Raw genomic sequence first — 21,219 nt, forward strand, 5'->3', positions numbered from 1 at the left:
TGTTCATATGTCGTCTTGAGACAACTTTCATATAGTAACAAAATATTCAATGTGTTGTCAACTATTTGTTTCGTCTTGTTTTGGCGACCTCTGTATCTTAGCACCGTTTTGCATAGAACGTCAACGCTTTTTTGAAAATTCCACCTTACTTTTTTCATTTTCTTTTCAAATCACAAGATGATGTTACTCCCCACAAAAACACACACAACATATCCGGCAAGAGAAATGTCTTTACACCTACTAACGTTTTTATAGGTTACTTAGAGTATGTCTGCACTTCTTCCGATCGTGTTATATGAAAATAAGAAAAACCGCTCAACTTATTGTTGAGCGGCCTGCTGCTTCCGTGCTTTGCGTCGTTCTTCACGCTTCGCAAGGTCAATTTCAGATTGCTTGTTGTACTTTGGTAAAGCTAGTAGTTGGAATGCATTGACGGCAAGTATCGGGAATAACAGTAAGGTTACCCAGCTGTCTACCCCTTCCGCTCGTACCATCAATACCGGCAACCATTCTAAAGTCGAAATGACAATCATAAAGAATAAAGCGGAAATCAATGCATGCTTTTTCGTTAATCGCGCTTTAATGATGGCCACTGTTGCAGAAGTCCCAATCAACACCAGTAGTAACCCAAGATATAGTATTAATTGCGATGAAGATGCTGAGCCTGGACGGAAACGGAAAATAATCAAGTCGGCAATGACAATGATAATGAGTAAGATCTGCACCCAGTTCCAAAGCGTTAAGCTCTTAAAGATATTGACGCCCATCTGGTGAATCGTTAAATACGCAAAGAAACCCATTTGTGCAATGACACTAACTGTGAATCCCATGACGATCATGAAGACGAATGCTGCTGTAAACTCTCCCCACTCCCCTGCGTGGAAGTATTGAGCGAAAGCATCGTCCCATCGTATAAATAAGCCGAGCACACCTGTGACAAGTCCACCGATGAGCATCGCGCGTACAAAAAATTTAAACCAATTTCGTATAGTCACGAAAAATCCTCCATCTCTTTCTAGTTCTTATCGATTGTATCAAATATATTAGATAAAAATCTATGAATCCTGTCAGTTCTTGCATATTTCCCGCTCGAAATGTGAACACTAATTGAAAAAGGGGGAACGATGATGAGAGTTTGGCTGCTTCTCGCTTGTACCTGTCTTCTAGTAGCATGCTCACCTTTTGAGCAAAAGTCGACTTATGATGATACTAAAAAAATGGTGATTGATGCACTTCAGACAGAAGAGGGGAAAAAGGCATTGCGGGATACACTTGGAGATCCTACATTTCAGAAGATGCTCGTCCTTGAGCAAGATGTAGTGCAACAGTCGGTGGAGAAAACTCTTCTTAGCGAAGAAGGAAAGATTTTTTGGGAACATTCCATGCAAGACCCGAAGTTTATGGAATCGATGGCAAAGAGTATGACCGACCAACAAAAAGAACTCATGAAGCAATTGATGGCTGACCCGACCTATATGAAAGGTTGGGAAGAATTTTGGCAACAACCTGAGCAACAACAAGAACTTGAAAAGCTTTTAAAGTCGAGCAGTCTTCGGGAAGAAATGAAGAAGGTTGTTGAAGAAACGATTCAAAATCCAGTGTGGAAAGCCTATTGGCAAGAGCTTGTCATGAATGCCGCTGAGGCGGGTAAAGGCACGGGTGAACAGGGTGAAGCAGGTTCTCCACCTGGTGGTAACCAAGGAGGCGGAACTGGTGGTGGTGCTGGTGGCGGCGCTGGCGGTGCTGATAGTTCAGGCGGAAGTAGTGGTCAATAAAAAAGGCAGCATTCTCAATCATTCGAGAATGCTGCCTGCTTTATTATGCGCGTTCGATTACAAGTTGTGCGATTTCGTTGTAGAGTTTGCCTGTTGGATGCGACTCTTCATAAACAGACGGTGCGAAATCTTCGCTACTCCAGTCCGGTTGTCCAAGTGGAATCTGCCCAAGCAGTTCTGTGCGAAGTTCTTCTGCAAGTTTAGGTCCGCCACCTTTACCAAAGACCATCTCCCGCTCGCCAGTCGATTTCGATTCATACCACGCCATGTTTTCGATGACGCCGATGACTTCGTGGTCAGTTTGAAGCGCCATAGCCCCTGCACGCGCTGCTACAAATGCCGCAGTTGGGTGAGGTGTTGTTACGACGATTTCTTTTGAAGCCGGAAGCATTTGGTGGATGTCTAATGCAACGTCCCCTGTTCCCGGTGGAAGATCTAATAGAAGGAAGTCTAGTTCTCCCCATTCAACATCTTTGAAAAATTGGTCGAGAACTTTACCTAACATTGGTCCACGCCAAACGACAGGTGCGTTGTTTTCCACGAAGAAGCCCATGGAGATAACTTTCACGCCTTTGCGTTCTACAGGAATGATGCGATCTTCTTTGATCTGCGGATTTTCGCGAATGCCCATCATGTCAGGCACGCTGAAACCATAAATATCCGCATCCACAAGGCCGACTTTCTTCCCTAGACGAGCCAGTGCTACTGCGAGGTTGACGGAAACAGTTGATTTCCCTACTCCACCTTTACCCGAAGCAATCGAAATGATTTTCACGCTTGTTGCTGGAGAAGTAAGGCTTTCTGCTGCTGCGCCAAGTTGGCCACGGAATTGTTCAAGTGCTTCTTTTGGAAGCTCTTCAAAACGAATCCCAACTGTAGCAACCCCAGCACTTTTTAGCGTATCAACAACTTTTGTTTGAAGTTGCATTTGTTCTGCCGTATTTGTTTTTGCAATAGCTACTTTGACACTTACGTAGTTCTTATCTTCTTTAATTTTGACGGAGAGAATCCCGTTTGTTTCTTCGAGTGTTTTATGTAGAAACGGATCTTCGAGTTTTCCAAGAAGAGCCCGTACCTCTTGTTCAGTTAGCATGCTCAAAACTCCTTTTTGTCCTAGTCGTCTACTAGTATAGCATACCCTTCAGGAGTAGGGGACGGCTGTGCTTGCGACTGAAAAAACTGCTCTAACCCCTCTACAATACCTTGTGCAATTTTTTGTTGATATTCCTTGGATTGTAGCAATTCTCGTTCTTCATCATTGCTAATAAATCCTGTTTCGACTAAAACGGAAGGAGCATTGGCTTTCTTCAAAAGATAGATTTGGCGAATACCCATCGCTTCACGATCAGTGTTTTGAAGGGACTCTCGAAGTGTTTGTTGAATGGCTTTGGCGAGCGGCTTCCCATCCACTTCCCCTTCTTCATGAAAGAACACTTGGGCTCCTCGCCACTTCGACTGGGGCACCGCGTTGACGTGGACACTCAAAATAGCATCTGCTTTAGCTTGATTCATTTTCTGTTCACGGTACAAAAGGTCTGCGCGTTTCCGGGCACGAACTGTCGGGAAGTCTTCTTGTGGATTGGCTTCTTCAATAGCATCCGCTTCTGTACTTCGCGTCAAGATCACTTTGGCATCCCGCTTCTCGAGCTGGCGTTTGACTTCCTGCACTAATTGTAAAGTGATATCGCTTTCTACAATCTCACCATGGCTAGCTCCTCCATCGACTCCCCCGTGTCCCGGATCCAACACAATCACCTTGCCCTCCAGCGCATCTGGCCCGAAGCCCCTCATCATCCCATTTGCTTGCTGCGACCATGCCCAGATTCCTGCGACGATGATGACGCCTAGCAGCACCCATCTCTTTTTCATGCCTCGACTCCTTTTTGATGCAGTGTATGCGGGTGGGGTTTTGGGTATGAGTGGGTGGATTGATTGTGACGTTAAGACAGCTCATTCTGACCTTAAGTCGTTCCATTATGACGTTAGCGGCTCCCATTATGACATTAATCGATGCGACTATGACATTGCTGATTTTATGGAAACTAATTCACTCAATTCCATGTGGTTTATAATTCGTATTCACTTCCTGAGGCTACTATAATCAATTCCCCAAAACTTAATTGTATTAGTTTCGGAGTGAGAATTATGTCGCTAAGTGTTCTTGTTATCATTCCATCAAGAAAAAGCTATAAGATGCTTCCCTGATGCTTTACGATTCTTTAGAGTATTTTTGAGATTTCGTATATCCATTAACTTTAAATCCTTCGTTTAAAAGGAACTTACGAATTGTTCTTAATTCAAGTTCTGGTAGGTGTTTTTTGATTTCTGCGATAGATAAATGCGAATTACGAATACTGAATTGACTGAGGATGTTGAGAGAAACTAAGTGGCTCGCTCGAATTTTACACGTACTACAAATCCAAGTTCGGATAGACTTTTTTAGTGCAGTATGACATTCCGGACAATAAAGCCCTTGCAACAAGTCTTTCTCATCCACCTGATATCTCGAACAATATGATTTTTCTTTAAACTCTTTTGTTTTTAGAAGAAGCTTTTCTTTAACGCTCAAATAATCCCCTTCTGATAGGAAAACAGGAAGGTTTTGTAATTGCTGAATGTATAGAGGCAATTTTTTGCGTGTAAGAAATGAATGCGGTGGTAGAAAAGGAAGTTCAAATGTAGTTGTTGGATTCGCCCAAACAATGCAAGTGTAGATAGGCAGCCGAAAATTTTGGAATAGCTTTTGGAGACCATCCAGGTTTCGATCAAGTTGAACAAAGGGGCAATCAAAAGCTTGAGGTGTTTTATCAGGTAGAGTTCGAATGATTTGGGAAGGATGAGAACAAAATTTAACATGTCCAGCAATATTCTTCACTTCAATTAGCAGCAAATATTTTCTGGTGAGTAAGAGATAATCGATTTGAATGACTCGTTTCGAGTGAACTTGTGCCACGAAATTACGGATAAGTAGTGTTGATTTGTCGAAAACTACTTCCTCGAGCGCACGGAGCACTTTTGATTCACCGCGTCCTCCTGTTTTAATGTTCATGAGTTGAGAGTCTACATAACTTTTTTGAGGATGTGTAGAAGGGATACGAGCATAGAAAATTTCGAGGTCTTGAAGTGAAGTGTCGTTGTAATAAAGTTCGATAGCTATTCCTCCTTTTTTAGTAGAATAGCATTTGGGTGAAAGTGTGTACATTAAATTTTGAAGCAGATTTAAGTGGTTTCAGAATGCTTTAGTCAGGTGATTATTACATTAACTTCGTTGATTCTGACGTTAGCGGCTTCCATTCATACATTAACCTCGCTCATTCTGACGTTACAAAGTCCCACTCTTACATTCCTCATTTTATGGAAACCAATCGATCACTCCAAAAAGTGTTTAAGCCCTTCCTAGTAAGCCCTTAGCTACCCAAGCCCTTCCTACCAAAACAAAAAACCCACCCTCGCATAAGCGAGGATGGGTTTGAAAACATTAAAGGAATGGTACTCGATTTCGTTCGAAATCTCCGTCCCATACTGGATCCATAAGCGAATAAATTCGCAACGGTTCCAGCAACAATTAACGTTTTGAGAACTGAGGTGCACGACGAGCGCCTTTAAGACCTGGCTTTTTACGCTCTTTCATACGTGGGTCACGCGTTAAGAATCCAGCAGATTTTAACTTCCCGCGGAAGTCTGGGTCTACTGTAAGTAATGCACGTGCGATACCGTGACGGATAGCACCAGCTTGACCAGTGAATCCTCCACCGTTTACGTTTACGTGAACATCGTAGCTACCAAGAGTTTCAGTAGTTACAAGTGGTTGTTTGATAATTTGCTCAAGCGTTTCGTATGGAACGTAGTCCGCTACTTCACGTTTGTTGATGATGATTTTGCCAGCGCCTGGTACTAAACGTACGCGAGCTACTGAGCTTTTACGACGGCCTGTGCCGATATATTGAACTTGTGCCAAGGGTATGTCCTCCTCTTAATGATTATCCGCGAAGCTCGTATGCTTCTGGTTGTTGTGCTGCATGTTGGTGCTCTGCTCCAGCGTATACGTGAAGCTTACGGAACATTTGACGACCTAAAGAGTTTTTAGGAAGCATTCCTTTGATTGCTAATTCAAGCATTTGAGTTGGGTACTTAGTACGCATCTCAAGAGCTGTACGTTGCTTTAATCCACCCGTGTATTGTGTGTGACGGTAGTAGATTTTGTTTTGCAATTTGTTACCTGTTAATTCGATCTTTTCAGCGTTGATGATGATCACGTGATCACCTGTGTCGACGTTTGGTGTGAATGTTGGTTTGTTTTTACCACGTAAGATAGAAGCTACTTCTGAAGCTAGACGACCAAGTGTTTGGCCTTCAGCGTCAACAACTAACCATTTACGCTCTACTTCGTGACCTTTAGCCATGAATGTTGTACGCATGTATATTGTCCTCCTAATAACGATCTTATTCGTTCTTGAATTTTCGATTTAACCTAACAATTAAGTTTCGGGGCTCATTTGTGGGGTTTGAAAATACCATACATCATCGTATAACACATACGAGATTCTGTCAAGCGATTTTCAAAAAACACCTGGAAAAGTTGCTACAAGTCTTCATAGCCTACTTTTTCAAGATACAACCCCTGTGGCGGAGCCGTTCTCCCAGCTCGACCTCTGTCCTTTGCTGAGATAATTTGTGACATCTTAGAAGGATCGAGCTTGCCGGTCCCAACTTCCCACAATGTGCCCGCAATGATACGCACCATATTGTACAAAAATCCGTTGCCTGTGATGACTAAGTGCAATTGGTGGCCGTGCTGTTCTAGTTGGATATCATAAATCGTTCGTACAAAATCTTGAATGCTGGTGTTTGCCGCGCTAAAGCTTCGGAAATCATGTTCGCCAAGTAGCTGCTGAGCCGCTTGATGCATGCGTGTGACGTCCGGCTGCCTTCCGGGGATAAAGGATACCATGTGACGCTCAAAAGGCATAGGGATGTCTTCTAGCGTCCATTTGTACCGATAGGTCTTCCACTTCACATCAAACCGTGCATGAAAGTCATCTGCAGCTTGTTCGATGTGCAAGAAACGGATGTCTCCAGGCAACTGTGCATTCAGCCCTCGCACCCAGCCATAAGGGGAAATGGTCAAGTCGCTATCGAAATGAATCACTTGCCCCGTTGCATGGACGCCGGTATCTGTCCGACCACTTGCTACAACACGTGTAAAAACACCTTTATGCATAGTCATTAAAACTTTTTCTATCTCTTCTTGCACCGTACGCCCGTTGGGTTGCACCTGGTAGCCAGAGAAACTACTTCCGTCATAACTGATCACTGCACGTAATCGCATACAACTGCCCCCTAATTTCGCAGCAGCAGAAGTACGACTGCTAGCACGATGAGTAGTAGGATAGCGCCCGTATCTCGGAATCGCCAATCTAGCTGACGGTAACGAGTTCGACCTTCCCCTCCGCGGTACCCGCGCACTTCCATCGCAGTAGCCAAATCTTCTGCTCGCTTAAAGGCACTGACGAACAAAGGGATCAAAAGCGGGACAACGGCCTTCAGACGCTCTTTGAAAGGTCCTGTCGTCATATCAGAGCCACGGGCCATCTGCGCTTTCATAATTTTATCCGTCTCATCCATTAGCGTAGGAATGAAACGTAATGAAATTGACATCATCAAAGCAAGTTCATGCACAGGCAGTTTGATTTTCTTGAACGGATTCAGCAATAACTCAAGTGCGTCTGTGATAGAAATCGGCGTTGTCGACAACGTGAGGATGGTCGTCATCACCACAAGTACAAAGAAACGAATGGCGATGAATACACCTTGAATGACACCACCTGTGTAAATTTCAGTGAATCCAAGATCCAGTAACACCGTACCTTCTTTTGTGAAGAACGTGTGCAACAAGAAGGTGAAAATTAATAAGAACAGAATCGGTTTTAATCCCATCACTATGAAGTAGAAACGTATACCTGACAACTTTACAATTAAAAATGTAAAGAGAATCAGCAAGCCATAGGTAATCCAACTGTTGGCTAGAAATACGATAGCAATGAATAGGAATACAAAAATCAGTTTTGCCCGCGCATCAATGCGGTGGACGATCGAATCCCCAGGGATGTAACGACCAAATATCATTTTCTCAAGCATCAGGAAGGCCCTCCTTCCCCTGATCGAAGTACGCTGCTAGTGCTTCGGCAAGCGTCTCCTCTGTCAGATAAAGTGTCGGGAATGTGTGACCTGTCATTGCTTCAACTTTGCGTTGCAGTTTTACGGACTGCGGAAGCTCTAATCGGAAATCGTGTAACAACTCGTCTTGCGTAAAAACTTCTTGAGGTGTACCTTCCACCACACAGCGTCCACTATGCATAATTGCAATGCGGTCCGCATAACGTGCGGCATCCTCCATACTGTGTGTGACCAGCACGGTTGTTAAGTTTTTTTCGTGATGGAGACGGGCAAACAGATTCATGATTTCTTTGCGCCCACGAGGGTCTAATCCAGCTGTTGGCTCATCGAGTACAAGTACATCGGGGTCCATAGCTAATACGCCTGCAATAGCGACTCGACGCATCTGACCACCTGACAAATCAAAAGGTGACTTGTGTAAGGTGTTTTCAGGTAGACCGAGCAGACCGACTAGCTCATGTGCACGTCGGCGGGCTTCTTCTTCCGCCACCCCAAAGTTCATAGGGCCAAACATGATATCTTTCTCAACCGTTTCTTCAAACAATTGATGTTCAGGGAACTGGAACACGATGCCAACACGACTTCGCACAGACTTTAATTCTTTTGGTTTGACGCCTGCCTCGATCACTTTTTCACCAATCATCACTGTCCCTGCTGTTGGTTTTAAAATAGCATTCAAGTGCTGAAGAATCGTTGATTTTCCCGAACCTGTGTGGCCGATAATCGCTTGGTAGCTTCCAGAAGGAATGGTTAGGTCCACTTCATGAAGAGCTCGCTTTTCAAAAGGTGTTCCCGCTGCATAGGCATAACTTACTTTTTGGAGTTTAATGTCCATAAGGCATCCACCAATTCTTGTTGTGACATGATTGAAGGTGGCACAGCCATACCATGTATGCGCAGTAAGTTAGCGACGTTCGCAGCAAATGGTAAATCAAGACCCAGTTTTGTGATCTGTTCGCGGTTCGCAAAGACAGCCTCTGGTCGACCTTCTAAAAACTTTTCGCCGCCGTTCATCACGACCACACGATCTGCAAGCATCGCTTCTTCTAGATCATGTGTGATGGACAAAACGGTGACATCGGATGTTTCTCGTAGCATTTGAAGCGTCTGAATCACTTCTCGTCGCCCTTGAGGATCCAACATGGAAGTTGCTTCATCTAGAATAAGTAGTTTCGGTTGCATTGCAATAGCCCCTGCTATGGCTACACGCTGCTTTTGACCTCCCGATAGATGATGAGGCTCTTGATTGATGAAATCGGCCATCTGGACCTGCTGGAGCGCTGATTCTACTCGCTCCACCATTTGTTCATAGGGGATCCCATTGTTCTCAAGTGCAAATGCCACATCATCTTGTACAGTCGCTCCTACAAATTGATTGTCTGGGTTTTGAAAAACCATACCTAACTGTGAGCGACTCTCCCAAAGTGTTTCCTCAGTTAGTGGACGACCAAATAACTCCACAGATCCTTCGCTCGGAAATAGCAATCCATTTATCAACTTAGCCATCGTAGATTTGCCGGAACCGTTATGGCCGACAATCGCAATCCATTCCCCTTGTGCCACAGAAAATGAGACTTGCGCTACAGCAGGCTTGATTATTTCTTCTGAAGGATACGTATAGGATACGTCCTGAAGCTTTACCACTGTTGTCATGTCCTATTCCTCCTCTAACTCTTCTCGACTCGACTCAGCTTGTAACGGTGTACTAAGCCCGAAGCAAGGCACATCGGTGTGCATTCCTTCCGAATCAGTCTATTTTTAGGTAATAAAAAAGCGCGCACCTCATCAGTGCGCTCTTCAGAATTTTGCAGGCCGCTTGCTCAGGGCTAGCCCGCTTGATGAGGTGCGTAGAGCTAGACGAGACGCCACCCAAGGGGGTCCGCTCATCATAACGCTCAGCCTTTTTAATTGTCGTATAAATCTTTTGAAAAAGAGAGAGTCTGGGTGAACCCTAAACCCTCTCTCGTTTGTCTTACACTAATTCAATCACTACTACTGGTGCGCCGTCTCCACGACGTGGACCCATTTTCATGATACGTGTATAACCACCTTGACGATCTGCGTAGCGTGGTGCTACATCATCAAATAGTTTAGATAAAGCGTATACTGATGTTTCATTGCCTTCTTCATCTGTTTTCACAGCTGTTTCGTTGCGAATGTAAGCAGCAGCTTGACGGCGAGCATGAAGATCGCCACGCTTTCCTAATGTGATCATTTTCTCAACTACAGAACGTAATTCTTTAGCACGTGCTTCAGTTGTCTGAATACGCTCGTTGATGATTAGGTCAGTAGTTAAGTCACGTAACATCGCTTTACGCTGAGAACTTGTACGTCCAAGTTTGCGGTAACCCATGGATGTTTCCCTCCTTTAGTTCAATAATTATCTAGCTGAATCAAATTTAGCGCTTAGTCTTCTTTACGTAATCCTAAGCCAAGCTCATCTAACTTCGCTTTTACTTCTTCAAGTGACTTGCGTCCAAGGTTACGTACTTTCATCATGTCGTCTTCTGACTTGTTCGCAAGTTCTAGAACCGTGTTGATTCCAGCGCGCTTCAAGCAGTTGTAAGAACGTACAGAAAGATCAAGCTCTTCAATTGTCATTTCCAAGACTTTTTCTTTTTGATCTTCTTCTTTTTCGACCATGATTTCAGCAGTTTTTGCCTCATCTGTCATGCCAACAAAGATGTTCAAGTGCTCTGTTAAGATTTTAGCTCCAAGCGAAATCGCCTCTTTTGGACCGGTGCTGCCATCTGTCCACACATCAAGCGATAATTTATCGAAGTTCGTCGATTGACCAACACGAGTATTTTCCACTTGAAAATTAACGCGTGAAACTGGAGTGTAAATAGAGTCGATCGGGATTACGCCGATAGGAAGATCCTCACGTTTGTTTTGATCAGCAGGAGTATAGCCACGTCCTCGGTTTGCGTATAAACGCATACGAAGATGTCCGTTTTTGCTGATTGTTGCGATATAGAGTTCAGGGTTCAAAATTTCAACATCACTATCATGCGTGATGTCTGCAGCTGTTACTGCTCCTTCACCTTTAACATCAATTTCGATTACTTTTTCTTCATCGGAATAGATTTTAAGAGCTAGTTTTTTCACGTTCATAATGATAGATGCTACATCTTCAACAACGCCCTCAATAGTTGAGAACTCGTGAAGGACACCATCAATTTGAATAGACGTTACTGCTGCTCCTGGTAAAGAAGACAGAAGAATGCGGCGTAGTGAATTCCCCAAAGTATTTCCATACCCACGTTCAAGCGGCTCAACAACAAATTTGCCAAATTTCGCATCTTCATTGATTTCTATCGTTTCAATCTTTGGTTTTTCGATTTCCAGCATACTACTTTACCCTCCCTCAAAACATCGAATGTATAGGACTTGCCATCATGAATTCGATCGTTGCTGATTTTCATCAGTCCAATAAATGATGCAGTTACACCTATTACACGCGACGGCGTTTTGGTGGACGGCAACCGTTATGTGGAACTGGAGTTACGTCTTTGATAGCAGTTACGTCTAGACCAGCAGCTTGAAGTGCACGAATTGCAGCTTCACGACCAGCACCAGGACCTTTAACTGTTACTTCTAACGTTTTCAAACCGTGTTCCATTGAACCTTTTGCAGCTGTTTCAGCAGCCATTTGTGCAGCGAATGGAGTAGATTTACGTGAACCACGGAAACCTAATGAACCAGCGCTTGACCATGAAATGGCATTTCCTTGCATGTCAGTAATCGTAACGATTGTATTGTTGAATGTAGAACGGATGTGAGCAATACCAGACTCGATATTCTTTTTCACACGACGTTTACGAGTTTGTTGTTTACGTGCCATGTTGAGAAGAAACCTCCTTTACCGATTATTTTTTCTTGTTCGCTACAGTTTTACGAGGACCTTTACGCGTACGCGCATTGTTCTTCGTATTTTGTCCACGAACTGGTAGACCACGACGGTGACGGATACCACGGAATGAACCGATTTCCATTAGACGTTTAATGTTAAGTGAGATTTCACGACGAAGATCTCCTTCAACTTTAAAAGCACCGACTGATTCACGAATTTTGTTAAGCTCGTCTTCAGTTAAATCGCGTACACGTGTATCTTGAGATACGCCTGCAGCTTCTAAAACTTTCTGAGCTGTGTTTTTACCAATACCATAAATGTATGTTAATGAAATTACAACGCGCTTATCGCGAGGAATATCAACACCAGCAATACGTGCCATGAGTGCACCTCCTTCAAATTAACCTTGTCTTTGTTTGTGTTTAGGGTTTTCACAGATTACCATTACTTTACCGCGTCGGCGAATAACCTTACATTTTTCGCAGATCGGTTTTACAGATGGTCTCACTTTCATCTTAACCTAACCTCCTTAATAGTTCGGAGTGCAAAAGATTATTTAAAACGGTACGTAATACGACCGCGAGTTAAATCATAAGGAGATAGTTCAATTGTGACTTTGTCTCCAGGAAGAATTCGAATAAAGTGCATCCGGATTTTACCTGAAACGTGTGCCAAAATAGTGTGCCCGTTTTCAAGTTCTACCTTGAACATAGCATTTGGCAAAGTCTCAATGACTTTTCCTTCGACTTCAATTACATCATCTTTCGCCATCAACCCAGTCTCCCTTCTTATACAAATCAAGCCGAAGCCCCATTCGATGTTGTCGTTGCTTCATACAGGTACGATTGTCTGCTGAGAGCATATGTCTGGAAAGCATGAGAGATGATCGAAAGACACTCGTAAGGCTTCGCATAAAAGCAATCGATGCTTCCACGAAACCCATTATACCCCTTCTGATGGCCAGTTGTACACTATCCTATCATCCGTTCGTATACCGGGCGCAATATGCTTTTGCAGCTCTCGAGAAAAACAGTTTTCTTGTTGCATACCACCCGGACGCCTAAAGACGAGAACCGGGGTTACTTGCGGTGGTTTGTTAATAGAGCATCGATATCAGCAAATACCTTAGTGATATGCTGCTGACCATCAATATTTGTCAACACGCCTTTATCGCCATAAAAGTCGAGTAGGGGCTGTGTTTGCTTCATATTTACTTCCAGACGGTTGGTAACCGTTTCTGGATTATCATCCGCACGTTGATACAATTCGCCACCATCCTTATCACATTTGCCTTCCTCTTGAGGAGGATTAAAGACTAAGTGATAAGCAGTGCCACATTCTTTGCAGATGCGACGACCAGTCAAACGTTTAATCAACTCATCTTGTTCCACTTGGATGTTGATCACATGCTCCACAGATCTCTCTAAGTCAGCAAGTGTAGCATCCAATGCTTCCGCTTGTGGAACTGTACGAGGGAAACCATCTAACAGGAATCCATTCTCACAGTCAGGTTGGCTTAAGCGCTCACGAACAATACCAATCGTTACTTCATCAGGTACTAGAGCACCTTGATCCATAAACGATTTTGCTTCAAGACCCAATGCCGTTTGGTTTTTAATAGCCGCACGGAACATATCGCCTGTAGAAATATGAGGGATTTCGTACTTCTCAACAATTTTATCTGCTTGCGTACCTTTTCCGGCACCTGGCAAACCCATTAAAACGATATTCATACGTTTTTTCCTCCCTCTAATCAATAGGTCGAAAAAGGAACGATTGTCCCTATTTCAACCTCTTACTTCATAAAACCTTTATAGTGACGCTTTACAAGTTGTGACTCTAGCTGTTTCATTGTTTCGAGCGCAACTCCAACGACGATGATCAAGCTTGTTCCACCGATTTGAGCTGCTTGTGGCAAGCCTGCAAATTCAATAAACAGTAATGGCATGATCGAGATGACCGCTAAGAAAATCGCACCGACAAATGTTAAGCGGTAAAGTACACTTGTTAGATAATCTTGCGTCTGACTACCTGGACGAATCCCCGGAATGTAAGCCCCTTGCTTCTTCAAGTTGTCTGCTACGTTCTCTGGATTCACCTGAATGAATGCATAGAAGTAAGTGAAGGCAACAATCAAACCAACGAACAATACCATACCGATTGGCTGCGTATAATCAAGAACACGTGTCATAGTTTCAGTAACAGAGTTGGTACCGAAGAACAGTGTTAGTGATTGTGGCGCCATTAGGAAAGCAGATGCGAAGATTACTGGGATAACTCCCGCCGCGTTAACTTTTAATGGTAAGTGTGTTTGCTGACCGCCTGTTTGAGACGAACCGGCAACACGTTTTGCATATTGAATTGGAATTTTACGAAGTGCTTGTTGAATGTAAATAACACCAACAGTCACAGCGATAATTGCCAATAAGATTAATGCGAGAATCGCAAGGTTGATGAATAGGGCATCGCCCGCTCCTTCAATTTGCGTTGCGTAGATTTGGTTCACTGCTGTTGGGATAGCTGCTACGATACCCGCGAAGATGATAATGGAAATTCCGTTACCTACTCCGTGAGCTGTAATTTGCTCACCTAACCACAGCAAGAATGCTGTACCGGCAGTCAACACGATTGCAATTACAACATATGTCATAACGCCGTCGTCTTGAATCAATTGGCCACTATACATCTGGTTGAAACCATATGACATAGCGATTGCTTGAACGAACGCTAATACAATTGTGAAATAACGAGTGAATTGCGCAAGTTTCCGTCGACCGACTTCTCCTTGTTTTGCCCACTCTGTAAATTTAGGGACAACATCCATTTGCAATAATTGCACGATAATGGATGCGGTGATATATGGCATAATTCCCATCGCAAGGATAGAGAAGTTTACCAATGCCCCCCCACCGAAGATGTTTAGGAATCCAATGATTCCTAGTTCATCTGAGGCACGTAGCACGTCTGCATCAACGTTTGGTACTGGTACGAACGTTCCCAAACGGAAGATAACAAGCATTGCTAACGTGAAAAGGATTTTGTTTCGAATATCTCGCACACGCATAAAGTTAGAGATTGTTTGAAACATTAAATCACCTCAGTAGATCCGCCGGCATTCTCAATCGCTTCTTTAGCAGAAGCTGAGAATTTGTGAGCTTGTACAGAAAGTTTTTTCTCAAGAGTTCCATTACCTAGAATCTTGATACCCGATCTTTCTTTACTCACAACGCCTGTTTCGATAAGTAAAGCAGGCGTTACTTCTGTGCCTTCTTCGAAACGGTTAAGCGCATCAAGGTTGACTACAGCATATTCTTTACGGTTAATGTTTGTAAATCCACGTTTTGGTAAACGACGGAACAATGGGTTTTGTCCACCCTCGAATCCTGGTCGTACTCCACCGCCAGAACGAGAATTTTGCCCTTTAGTTCCGCGACCTGCAGTTTTACCATTACCAGAACCTGTACCACGACCTACGCGGTTGCGTTCTTTACGTGAACCTTCAGCTGGTTTTAACTCATGTAGTTTCAACTGGTGGCACCTCCTTATGTGTAAAATCTAACGATTATTTATCGTTAACAGTGACTAAGTGAGCTACTTTCGTGATCATTCCACGAATTGCAGCATTGTCTTGATGTTCAACTGTTTGGTTCATCTTACGAAGACCAAGTGCTTCTGCAACTTTACGTTGGTTAGGCTTTGAACCGATCAAACTTCTAGTTAGGGTGATTTCTAATTTGTTTGCCATTGTCAATTCCCCCCTTATCCTAATAGTTCTTCCACAGATTTACCACGTAGCTTAGCAACATCTTCAGCACGTTTTAATTGTTTTAACCCGTCAACAGTAGCGCGAACCATGTTGATTGGTGTGTTAGAACCTAGTGATTTAGAAAGAATATCTGTAATACCAGCTAACTCAAGTACAGCACGTACCGGTCCACCAGCGATTACTCCAGTACCAGGTGCAGCAGGTTTGATCATAATCGAACCAGCGCCGAAATGGCCAAGCACTTGGTGAGGCGTAGTTCCTTCTACCATTGGTACTTCAATTAAGTTTTTCTTCGCGTCTTCAATAGCCTTGCGGATTGCGTCTGGCACTTCTTGTGCTTTACCAGTACCGAATCCAACATGTCCATTCTTGTCACCAACAACAACTAATGCTGTAAAACGGAAACGACGTCCACCTTTTACAACTTTAGCAACACGGTTGATGGTTACTACGCGTTCTTCGAATTCAAATTTGTTTGGGTCAATAGCACGCATGATGTATGTCCCTCCTTCTTCTTAAAATTCTAAGCCATTTTCGCGCGCAGCATCAGCTAATGCTTTCACACGTCCATGATATAAGTAACCTCCACGGTCAAATACAACAGAAGTAACGTTCTTTTCTCCAGCACGTTTAGCGATTGCTTCGCCAACTTTTACTGCAGCTTCTACATTACCAGTAGCACCGTCAAAGTCTTTTTCCATTGTTGAAGCGCTAGCTAGTGTTAAACCAGAAGCATCATCAATCAATTGTGCATAAATGTGTTGATTAGAACGGTATACGTTTAAGCGCGGACGCTCAGCAGTTCCCGTGATTTTTGTACGAACACGTGCATGACGTTTCTTACGAACTTGATTCTTATCTTGTTTCGTAATCACAGTGGTCACTCCTTTCTAATGCTTACGAGCATTATTTACCTGTTTTACCTTCTTTACGACGAACGGCTTCGCCTTCATAACGAATTCCTTTACCTTTATACGGCTCTGGAGGACGTACTTGACGGATGTTAGAAGCTAATGCTCCAACGCGTTCTTTGTTGATCCCTCGAACAATGATCTTCGTGTTAGAAGGAACTTCGACTTCAAGACCATCTTCAGGTGTGAATTCAACTGGGTGAGAGTAACCTACGTTCAGTACAAGTTTCTTTCCTTGCATAGTAGCACGGTAACCTACCCCAACTAATTCTAAACTACGTGAGAATCCTTCAGAAACGCCAGTGATCATGTTAGCTAGTAACGCACGAGTCGTTCCGTGGATTGTACGATGTTCTTTTGTATCAGACGGACGCACTACTGAAAGTGTGTTGTCTTGTTGTTCGATTTTCATATCTTGGTTGAATGTACGTGTTAACTCACCTTTAGGACCTTTTACAGTGACAGTGTTGTCATCTGCAATTGTCAGGGTAACGTTAGTTGGTACATCAATAACTTTTTTACCTACGCGAGACATGCTGTTGCACCTCCATTCATTTGTTACGGATTACCAAACGTAAGCGACGACTTCTCCGCCAACTTGTTTAGCACGAGCTTCTTTATCAGTAATAAGACCTTGTGAAGTTGAGATTAATGCGATCCCAAGTCCGTTAAGTACTCTAGGAACATCATTAGTTTTCGCGTAAACGCGAAGACCTGGTTTAGAAATACGTTTTAAGCCAGTGATAACGCGTTCGTTATTTTGACCGTATTTCAAGAAGATACGAATGATACCTTGTTTGCTATCTTCTACATATTCTACATCACGAACGAAACCTTCACGCTTAAGGATTTCAGCGATTTCCTTCTTCAAGTTTGAAGCAGGCACTTCTAGTTTCTCGTGACGAACCATATTCGCATTACGAATGCGAGTCAGCATATCTGCAATTGGATCTGACATTGTCATTACATTTACCTCCTTCCCAGTTTAGGGGATTACCAGCTTGCTTTTTTAACGCCTGGAATTTGTCCTTTGTAAGCTAACTCACGGAAACAAATACGGCAAAGCTTGAATTTACGATATACAGAGTGCGGACGTCCACAACGCTCACAGCGTGTGTAGGCTTGCACTGGATGTTTTGGCGTACGTTGTTGTTTAGCGATCATTGATTTTTTAGCCACGATTTCGCCTCCCTATTATTTACTTTTGGAATGGCATACCGAATTGTGTCAATAACTCGCGAGCTTCTTCATCAGAGTTCGCAGTTGTTACAATTACGATGTCCATACCGCGGACTTTAGTAACTTTATCATAATCGATTTCAGGGAAGATCAATTGCTCTTTCACACCTAATGTGTAGTTACCGCGACCGTCGAATGCTTTTTTAGAAACACCGCGGAAGTCACGTACACGTGGTAGTGAGATTGAAATTAATTTATCCAAGAAGTCATACATACGCTCACCGCGTAATGTAACTTTCGCACCGATTGGCATACCTTCACGAAGGCGGAAGCCGGCGATAGATTTTTTAGCTTTAGTGACAACTGGCTTTTGACCAGCGATTGTTTGCAATTCTTCAACAGCAGCATCAAGTGATTTAGTGTTTTGGACAGCGTCGCCCACACCCATGTTGATCACGATTTTGTCTACTTTTGGTACTTGCATAACAGATGTATATTCAAACTTGCTCATTAGAGCAGGTGTGACTTCGTTAACGAACTTTTCTTTTAGGCGGTTCATGTGTGTACCTCCCTTCTTCATTTAGCTTATTTAATGATTTCACCAGATTTTTTGGCAACACGAACTTTTTTACCGTCTTCCATTTTGTAACCTACGCGTGTTGGTTCCCCAGATTTAGGGTCGATCAACATGACGTTAGATACGTGAATGGCAGCTTCTTGTTCAACAATTCCACCTTGTGGATTTGCTTGGTTTGGCTTAGTGTGCTTTTTGACGATGTTTACACCTTCAACTAGCACGCGGTCTTTCTTAGGAAACGCTGAAAGGATAACACCTGTTTTCCCTTTATCTTTTCCTGAGATTACCATGACTTTATCGCCTTTTTTTACATGCATTCTGTCGCACCTCCTTGATTGGCACTATCTCGTAATTAAAGAACTTCTGGAGCTAAAGATACGATTTTCATGAAATTGCTGTCACGTAGTTCACGTGCAACTGGTCCGAAAATACGAGTTCCACGAGGTCCTTTGTCGTCTTTGATGATGACACAAGCGTTCTCATCAAATTTGATGTACGTACCGTCTTTACGGCGAACTCCGCTTTTCGTGCGAACGATTACCGCTTTAACGACTTCACCCTTCTTAACAACGCCACCTGGTGTTGCTTTCTTAACTGTACACACGACGATATCGCCGATGTTTGCAGTCTTGCGTCCAGTACCACCAAGAACTTTAATAGTTAAAACTTCACGAGCTCCTGAGTTATCAGCAACTTTCATACGACTCTCTTGTTGGATCATTTAGGTTACCTCCTTCCGGAAATAAATCGTTCCGAATTTTATTAGATAATAACCGCTTTTTCTACAACTTCCAGTAAACGGAAACGTTTTGTAGCTGACAGCGGGCGAGTTTCCATGATGCGTACGATATCTCCTAATTGAGCTTCGTTCATTTCATCATGCGCTTTAAATTTCTTCGAATATTTTACACGCTTGCCGTATAATTTGTGCTTTTTGTGTGTTTCAACTAAAACAGTAACAGTTTTGTCCATCTTGTCTGAAACAACACGGCCTGTATATACTTTGCGTTGGTTACGCTCAGTCATGCTTGAAAACCTCCTTTATCAGTTGTTTGCACTGATTTCTCTTTCGCGAATCACAGTTTTCATACGTGCAATCGCTTTGCGGACTTCACGAATGCGAGCTGTGTTTTCTAATTGACCAGTCGCCAATTGGAAGCGAAGGTTGAAAAGCTCTTCTTTCAGTGATTTTACCTTTTGTTCAATCTCAGCTGAAGTAAGTTCACGGATGTCATTAGCTTTCATTAGATTCACCACCAATTTCTTGACGTTTAACTACTTTACATTTTACAGGCAACTTGTGAGATGCAAGACGAAGTGCTTCGCGTGCTACCTCTTCAGATACTCCTGCAATTTCAAACATAACTTTTCCTGGTTTAACGACAGCAACCCAGCCTTCAGGTGCTCCCTTACCAGAACCCATACGTACCTCAAGAGGCTTTTTCGTATATGGTTTGTGCGGGAAAATTTTAATCCAAACTTTACCGCCACGTTTCATGTAACGTGTCATTGCAATACGTGCAGACTCAATCTGACGGCTTGTGATCCAGCTTGCTTCAGTTGACTGAAGGCCAAATTCACCAAATGTTACTTCTGTACCGCCTTTTGCTTGTCCGCGCATTTTTCCACGGTGTTGACGACGGTATTTAACGCGTTTAGGCATTAACATATTAGTTGCCTCCTTCCTCAGAGTTCTTCTTAGTAGGAAGGACTTCTCCACGATAGATCCATACTTTAACGCCTAACTTACCATAAGTAGTGTCAGCTTCAGCGTGTGCGTAATCGATATCTGCACGAAGTGTATGAAGTGGAACAGTACCTTCGCTGTAATGTTCAGCACGTGCGATGTCAGCTCCACCAAGACGACCAGAAACTTGTGTTTTGATCCCTTTAGCGCCAGAACGCATTGTGCGTTGAATAGCTTGTTTTTGTGCACGACGGAAAGATACACGGCCTTCAAGTTGGCGTGCAATTCCTTCAGCTACTAATTTCGCATCCAGATCCGCGCGTTTGATTTCAACGATGTTGATGTGTACACGCTTGCCAGTTAGGTCGTTTAAAGATTTACGTACAGCTTCAACTTCTGTACCACCTTTACCGATTACCATACCTGGTTTCGCAGTGTGAATTGTGATGTTCACACGTTTTGCAGCACGCTCGATTTCTACTTTAGAAACAGACGCGTCTTTTAGACGTGTGTCGATGAATTGACGAATTTTTAAATCTTCGTGTAAGAGTGTAGCGTAATCTTTTTCAGCGAACCATTTTGATTCCCAGTCGCGAATAATACCTACGCGTAACCCTATTGGATGTACTTTTTGACCCACGAATTATCCCTCCTTCTTCTCAGATACCACTAAAGTGATGTGGCTAGTACGTTTGTTAATCGCACTCGCACGACCTTGTGCACGTGGACGGAAACGTTTTAATGTTGGACCTTCATCAACGAAGACCTCAGATACTACTAAGCTGTTAATGTCTAAATCATAGTTATGCTCTGCGTTAGCGATAGCTGATTTCAAAAGCTTTTCAACAACCGGTGAAGCAGAACGTGGTGTGTGGTTTAAAATTGCTACAGCTTCGCCAACTTGCTTGCCTCGGATCAAATCAACGACTAATCGTACTTTACGAGGAGCAATGCGCACTGTTCTAGCAACTGCTTTAGCTTGTGCCATGTGGTGTTACCTCCTCTCAATTAGCGTCTTGTTTTCTTATCGTCAGCACCGTGACCTTTATAAGCACGTGTTGGTGCGAACTCGCCTAATTTATGTCCAACCATATCTTCAGTAACGTATACAGGTACGTGTTTACGACCATCGTAGACTGCAATCGTTAAACCGATAAATGTTGGGAAAATTGTAGAGCGACGAGACCAAGTTTTGATGACAGACTTTTTCTCATTGTCCTTTTGAGCTTCCACTTTTTTCATTAAGTGATCGTCTACAAAAGGTCCTTTTTTCAAGCTACGACCCATTTTGGAA

General features: G+C 43.3%; 36 protein-coding genes. 2 read left to right on the forward strand and 34 right to left on the reverse strand.

Annotated elements, in window-relative coordinates; all coding sequences use genetic code 11:
* Positions 1–320: 320 nt before the first annotated feature.
* A complete protein-coding gene (locus MKY84_RS00005) occupies positions 321–995 on the reverse strand; it encodes a KinB-signaling pathway activation protein (RefSeq protein WP_342526812.1) in 675 nt (224 codons plus the stop codon).
* A 132-nt stretch (positions 996–1,127) separates the two neighbouring features.
* On the opposite strand from MKY84_RS00005, the gene gerD reads away from it, so the two are divergent.
* A complete protein-coding gene (gene gerD, locus MKY84_RS00010) occupies positions 1,128–1,775 on the forward strand; it encodes a spore germination lipoprotein GerD (protein ID WP_342526813.1) in 648 nt (215 codons plus the stop codon).
* A 43-nt stretch (positions 1,776–1,818) separates the two neighbouring features.
* Here the strand turns inward: gerD and MKY84_RS00015 are convergent, their stop codons facing one another.
* Both MKY84_RS00015 and MKY84_RS00020 read right to left on the reverse strand, forming a co-directional pair.
* A complete protein-coding gene (locus MKY84_RS00015; protein WP_342526814.1) occupies positions 1,819–2,868 on the reverse strand; it encodes an Mrp/NBP35 family ATP-binding protein in 1,050 nt (349 codons plus the stop codon).
* A 20-nt stretch (positions 2,869–2,888) separates the two neighbouring features.
* The gene (locus MKY84_RS00020; RefSeq protein WP_342526815.1) at positions 2,889–3,644 is read right to left on the reverse strand and encodes an N-acetylmuramoyl-L-alanine amidase; all 756 of its coding nucleotides are present in this window, start codon (positions 3,642–3,644) and stop codon (positions 2,889–2,891) included.
* A 65-nt stretch (positions 3,645–3,709) separates the two neighbouring features.
* Between MKY84_RS00020 and MKY84_RS00025 the strand changes: the two genes are divergently transcribed.
* Entirely contained in the window at positions 3,710–3,847 is a 138-nt protein-coding gene (locus MKY84_RS00025) for a hypothetical protein (RefSeq protein WP_342526816.1), read from the forward strand.
* A gap of 137 nt (positions 3,848–3,984) precedes the next feature.
* Here the strand turns inward: MKY84_RS00025 and MKY84_RS00030 are convergent, their stop codons facing one another.
* From MKY84_RS00030 to rpsS, 31 genes are all read right to left on the reverse strand, one after another.
* Positions 3,985–4,977: an NERD domain-containing protein gene (locus MKY84_RS00030; protein WP_342526817.1), complete on the reverse strand. Its 993-nt coding sequence runs from the start codon at positions 4,975–4,977 to the stop codon at positions 3,985–3,987.
* A gap of 363 nt (positions 4,978–5,340) precedes the next feature.
* Entirely contained in the window at positions 5,341–5,733 is a 393-nt protein-coding gene (rpsI, locus tag MKY84_RS00035; protein WP_342526818.1) for a 30S ribosomal protein S9, read from the reverse strand.
* Positions 5,734–5,755: 22 nt separating this feature from the next.
* The gene (gene rplM, locus MKY84_RS00040) at positions 5,756–6,193 is read right to left on the reverse strand and encodes a 50S ribosomal protein L13 (protein WP_342526819.1); all 438 of its coding nucleotides are present in this window, start codon (positions 6,191–6,193) and stop codon (positions 5,756–5,758) included.
* 164 nt (positions 6,194–6,357) lie between these two features.
* On the reverse strand, positions 6,358–7,104 hold the full coding sequence (truA, locus tag MKY84_RS00045; protein ID WP_342526821.1) for a tRNA pseudouridine(38-40) synthase TruA: 747 nt from the start codon (positions 7,102–7,104) through the stop codon (positions 6,358–6,360).
* Between the two features lie 11 nt (positions 7,105–7,115).
* Entirely contained in the window at positions 7,116–7,913 is a 798-nt protein-coding gene (locus tag MKY84_RS00050) for an energy-coupling factor transporter transmembrane protein EcfT (protein WP_342526822.1), read from the reverse strand.
* Positions 7,906–8,787 (reverse strand): energy-coupling factor ABC transporter ATP-binding protein, encoded by an 882-nt coding sequence (locus MKY84_RS00055; RefSeq protein ID WP_342526823.1) that lies wholly within the window; start codon positions 8,785–8,787, stop codon positions 7,906–7,908. The genes MKY84_RS00050 and MKY84_RS00055 overlap by 8 nt, the downstream gene beginning before the upstream one ends.
* The gene (locus MKY84_RS00060; RefSeq protein ID WP_342526824.1) at positions 8,763–9,605 is read right to left on the reverse strand and encodes an energy-coupling factor ABC transporter ATP-binding protein; all 843 of its coding nucleotides are present in this window, start codon (positions 9,603–9,605) and stop codon (positions 8,763–8,765) included. Before MKY84_RS00060 ends, MKY84_RS00055 begins: the two co-directional genes overlap by 25 nt.
* A 319-nt stretch (positions 9,606–9,924) precedes the next feature.
* Positions 9,925–10,305 (reverse strand): 50S ribosomal protein L17, encoded by a 381-nt coding sequence (gene rplQ, locus MKY84_RS00065; RefSeq protein ID WP_342526825.1) that lies wholly within the window; start codon positions 10,303–10,305, stop codon positions 9,925–9,927.
* Between the two features lie 53 nt (positions 10,306–10,358).
* Entirely contained in the window at positions 10,359–11,303 is a 945-nt protein-coding gene (locus MKY84_RS00070) for a DNA-directed RNA polymerase subunit alpha (RefSeq protein ID WP_342526826.1), read from the reverse strand.
* A 103-nt stretch (positions 11,304–11,406) separates the two neighbouring features.
* On the reverse strand, positions 11,407–11,796 hold the full coding sequence (gene rpsK, locus MKY84_RS00075; RefSeq protein WP_342526827.1) for a 30S ribosomal protein S11: 390 nt from the start codon (positions 11,794–11,796) through the stop codon (positions 11,407–11,409).
* 25 nt (positions 11,797–11,821) lie between these two features.
* Positions 11,822–12,187, reverse strand: coding sequence for a 30S ribosomal protein S13 (gene rpsM / locus MKY84_RS00080; RefSeq protein WP_204591530.1), 366 nt, complete (start codon positions 12,185–12,187; stop codon positions 11,822–11,824).
* 18 nt (positions 12,188–12,205) lie between these two features.
* Positions 12,206–12,319 carry a 50S ribosomal protein L36 gene (rpmJ, locus tag MKY84_RS00085; protein WP_003247619.1) on the reverse strand — a complete coding sequence of 38 codons (114 nt, stop codon included), beginning with the start codon at positions 12,317–12,319 and terminating at the stop codon, positions 12,206–12,208.
* A 38-nt stretch (positions 12,320–12,357) separates the two neighbouring features.
* On the reverse strand, positions 12,358–12,576 hold the full coding sequence (gene infA / locus MKY84_RS00090) for a translation initiation factor IF-1 (protein ID WP_019415645.1): 219 nt from the start codon (positions 12,574–12,576) through the stop codon (positions 12,358–12,360).
* Positions 12,577–12,884: 308 nt separating this feature from the next.
* Positions 12,885–13,538, reverse strand: a complete 654-nt coding sequence (locus tag MKY84_RS00095; protein WP_342526876.1) for an adenylate kinase — start codon at positions 13,536–13,538, stop codon at positions 12,885–12,887.
* A gap of 62 nt (positions 13,539–13,600) precedes the next feature.
* A complete protein-coding gene (secY, locus tag MKY84_RS00100; RefSeq protein WP_342526877.1) occupies positions 13,601–14,893 on the reverse strand; it encodes a preprotein translocase subunit SecY in 1,293 nt (430 codons plus the stop codon).
* Entirely contained in the window at positions 14,893–15,333 is a 441-nt protein-coding gene (rplO, locus tag MKY84_RS00105) for a 50S ribosomal protein L15 (RefSeq protein ID WP_342526879.1), read from the reverse strand. The genes secY and rplO overlap by 1 nt, the downstream gene beginning before the upstream one ends.
* Before the next feature lie 34 nt (positions 15,334–15,367).
* Complete coding sequence (gene rpmD / locus MKY84_RS00110; protein ID WP_342526880.1) at positions 15,368–15,550, reverse strand: 50S ribosomal protein L30; 183 nt, start codon at positions 15,548–15,550, stop codon at positions 15,368–15,370.
* 14 nt (positions 15,551–15,564) lie between these two features.
* Entirely contained in the window at positions 15,565–16,065 is a 501-nt protein-coding gene (gene rpsE / locus MKY84_RS00115) for a 30S ribosomal protein S5 (protein WP_342526881.1), read from the reverse strand.
* 21 nt (positions 16,066–16,086) lie between these two features.
* Complete coding sequence (rplR, locus tag MKY84_RS00120) at positions 16,087–16,446, reverse strand: 50S ribosomal protein L18 (protein ID WP_342526882.1); 360 nt, start codon at positions 16,444–16,446, stop codon at positions 16,087–16,089.
* Positions 16,447–16,477: 31 nt separating this feature from the next.
* The gene (gene rplF, locus MKY84_RS00125; protein ID WP_342526883.1) at positions 16,478–17,017 is read right to left on the reverse strand and encodes a 50S ribosomal protein L6; all 540 of its coding nucleotides are present in this window, start codon (positions 17,015–17,017) and stop codon (positions 16,478–16,480) included.
* A gap of 30 nt (positions 17,018–17,047) precedes the next feature.
* Complete coding sequence (gene rpsH, locus MKY84_RS00130; protein WP_342526885.1) at positions 17,048–17,446, reverse strand: 30S ribosomal protein S8; 399 nt, start codon at positions 17,444–17,446, stop codon at positions 17,048–17,050.
* A gap of 29 nt (positions 17,447–17,475) precedes the next feature.
* On the reverse strand, positions 17,476–17,661 hold the full coding sequence (locus tag MKY84_RS00135) for a type Z 30S ribosomal protein S14 (RefSeq protein WP_203247884.1): 186 nt from the start codon (positions 17,659–17,661) through the stop codon (positions 17,476–17,478).
* Positions 17,662–17,680: 19 nt separating this feature from the next.
* Complete coding sequence (gene rplE / locus MKY84_RS00140; RefSeq protein ID WP_342526887.1) at positions 17,681–18,220, reverse strand: 50S ribosomal protein L5; 540 nt, start codon at positions 18,218–18,220, stop codon at positions 17,681–17,683.
* A 26-nt stretch (positions 18,221–18,246) separates the two neighbouring features.
* The gene (rplX, locus tag MKY84_RS00145; RefSeq protein ID WP_100354146.1) at positions 18,247–18,555 is read right to left on the reverse strand and encodes a 50S ribosomal protein L24; all 309 of its coding nucleotides are present in this window, start codon (positions 18,553–18,555) and stop codon (positions 18,247–18,249) included.
* Positions 18,556–18,590: 35 nt separating this feature from the next.
* Positions 18,591–18,959, reverse strand: coding sequence for a 50S ribosomal protein L14 (gene rplN / locus MKY84_RS00150; RefSeq protein WP_342526888.1), 369 nt, complete (start codon positions 18,957–18,959; stop codon positions 18,591–18,593).
* A 41-nt stretch (positions 18,960–19,000) separates the two neighbouring features.
* Positions 19,001–19,264, reverse strand: coding sequence for a 30S ribosomal protein S17 (rpsQ, locus tag MKY84_RS00155; RefSeq protein WP_342526890.1), 264 nt, complete (start codon positions 19,262–19,264; stop codon positions 19,001–19,003).
* Between the two features lie 18 nt (positions 19,265–19,282).
* The gene (gene rpmC / locus MKY84_RS00160; protein ID WP_342526892.1) at positions 19,283–19,483 is read right to left on the reverse strand and encodes a 50S ribosomal protein L29; all 201 of its coding nucleotides are present in this window, start codon (positions 19,481–19,483) and stop codon (positions 19,283–19,285) included.
* Positions 19,473–19,907 carry a 50S ribosomal protein L16 gene (rplP, locus tag MKY84_RS00165; protein WP_342526894.1) on the reverse strand — a complete coding sequence of 145 codons (435 nt, stop codon included), beginning with the start codon at positions 19,905–19,907 and terminating at the stop codon, positions 19,473–19,475. The genes rpmC and rplP overlap by 11 nt, the downstream gene beginning before the upstream one ends.
* A gap of 1 nt (position 19,908) precedes the next feature.
* Positions 19,909–20,565: a 30S ribosomal protein S3 gene (gene rpsC / locus MKY84_RS00170; RefSeq protein ID WP_204591502.1), complete on the reverse strand. Its 657-nt coding sequence runs from the start codon at positions 20,563–20,565 to the stop codon at positions 19,909–19,911.
* Between the two features lie 3 nt (positions 20,566–20,568).
* Entirely contained in the window at positions 20,569–20,913 is a 345-nt protein-coding gene (rplV, locus tag MKY84_RS00175; RefSeq protein WP_342526896.1) for a 50S ribosomal protein L22, read from the reverse strand.
* 20 nt (positions 20,914–20,933) lie between these two features.
* The gene (rpsS, locus tag MKY84_RS00180) at positions 20,934–21,212 is read right to left on the reverse strand and encodes a 30S ribosomal protein S19 (RefSeq protein WP_342526897.1); all 279 of its coding nucleotides are present in this window, start codon (positions 21,210–21,212) and stop codon (positions 20,934–20,936) included.
* Between the last annotated feature and the right edge of the window lie 7 nt (positions 21,213–21,219).

Source organism: Chryseomicrobium sp. FSL W7-1435, assembly GCF_038595005.1.
Classification (GTDB): Bacteria; Bacillota; Bacilli; order Bacillales_A; family Planococcaceae; genus Chryseomicrobium.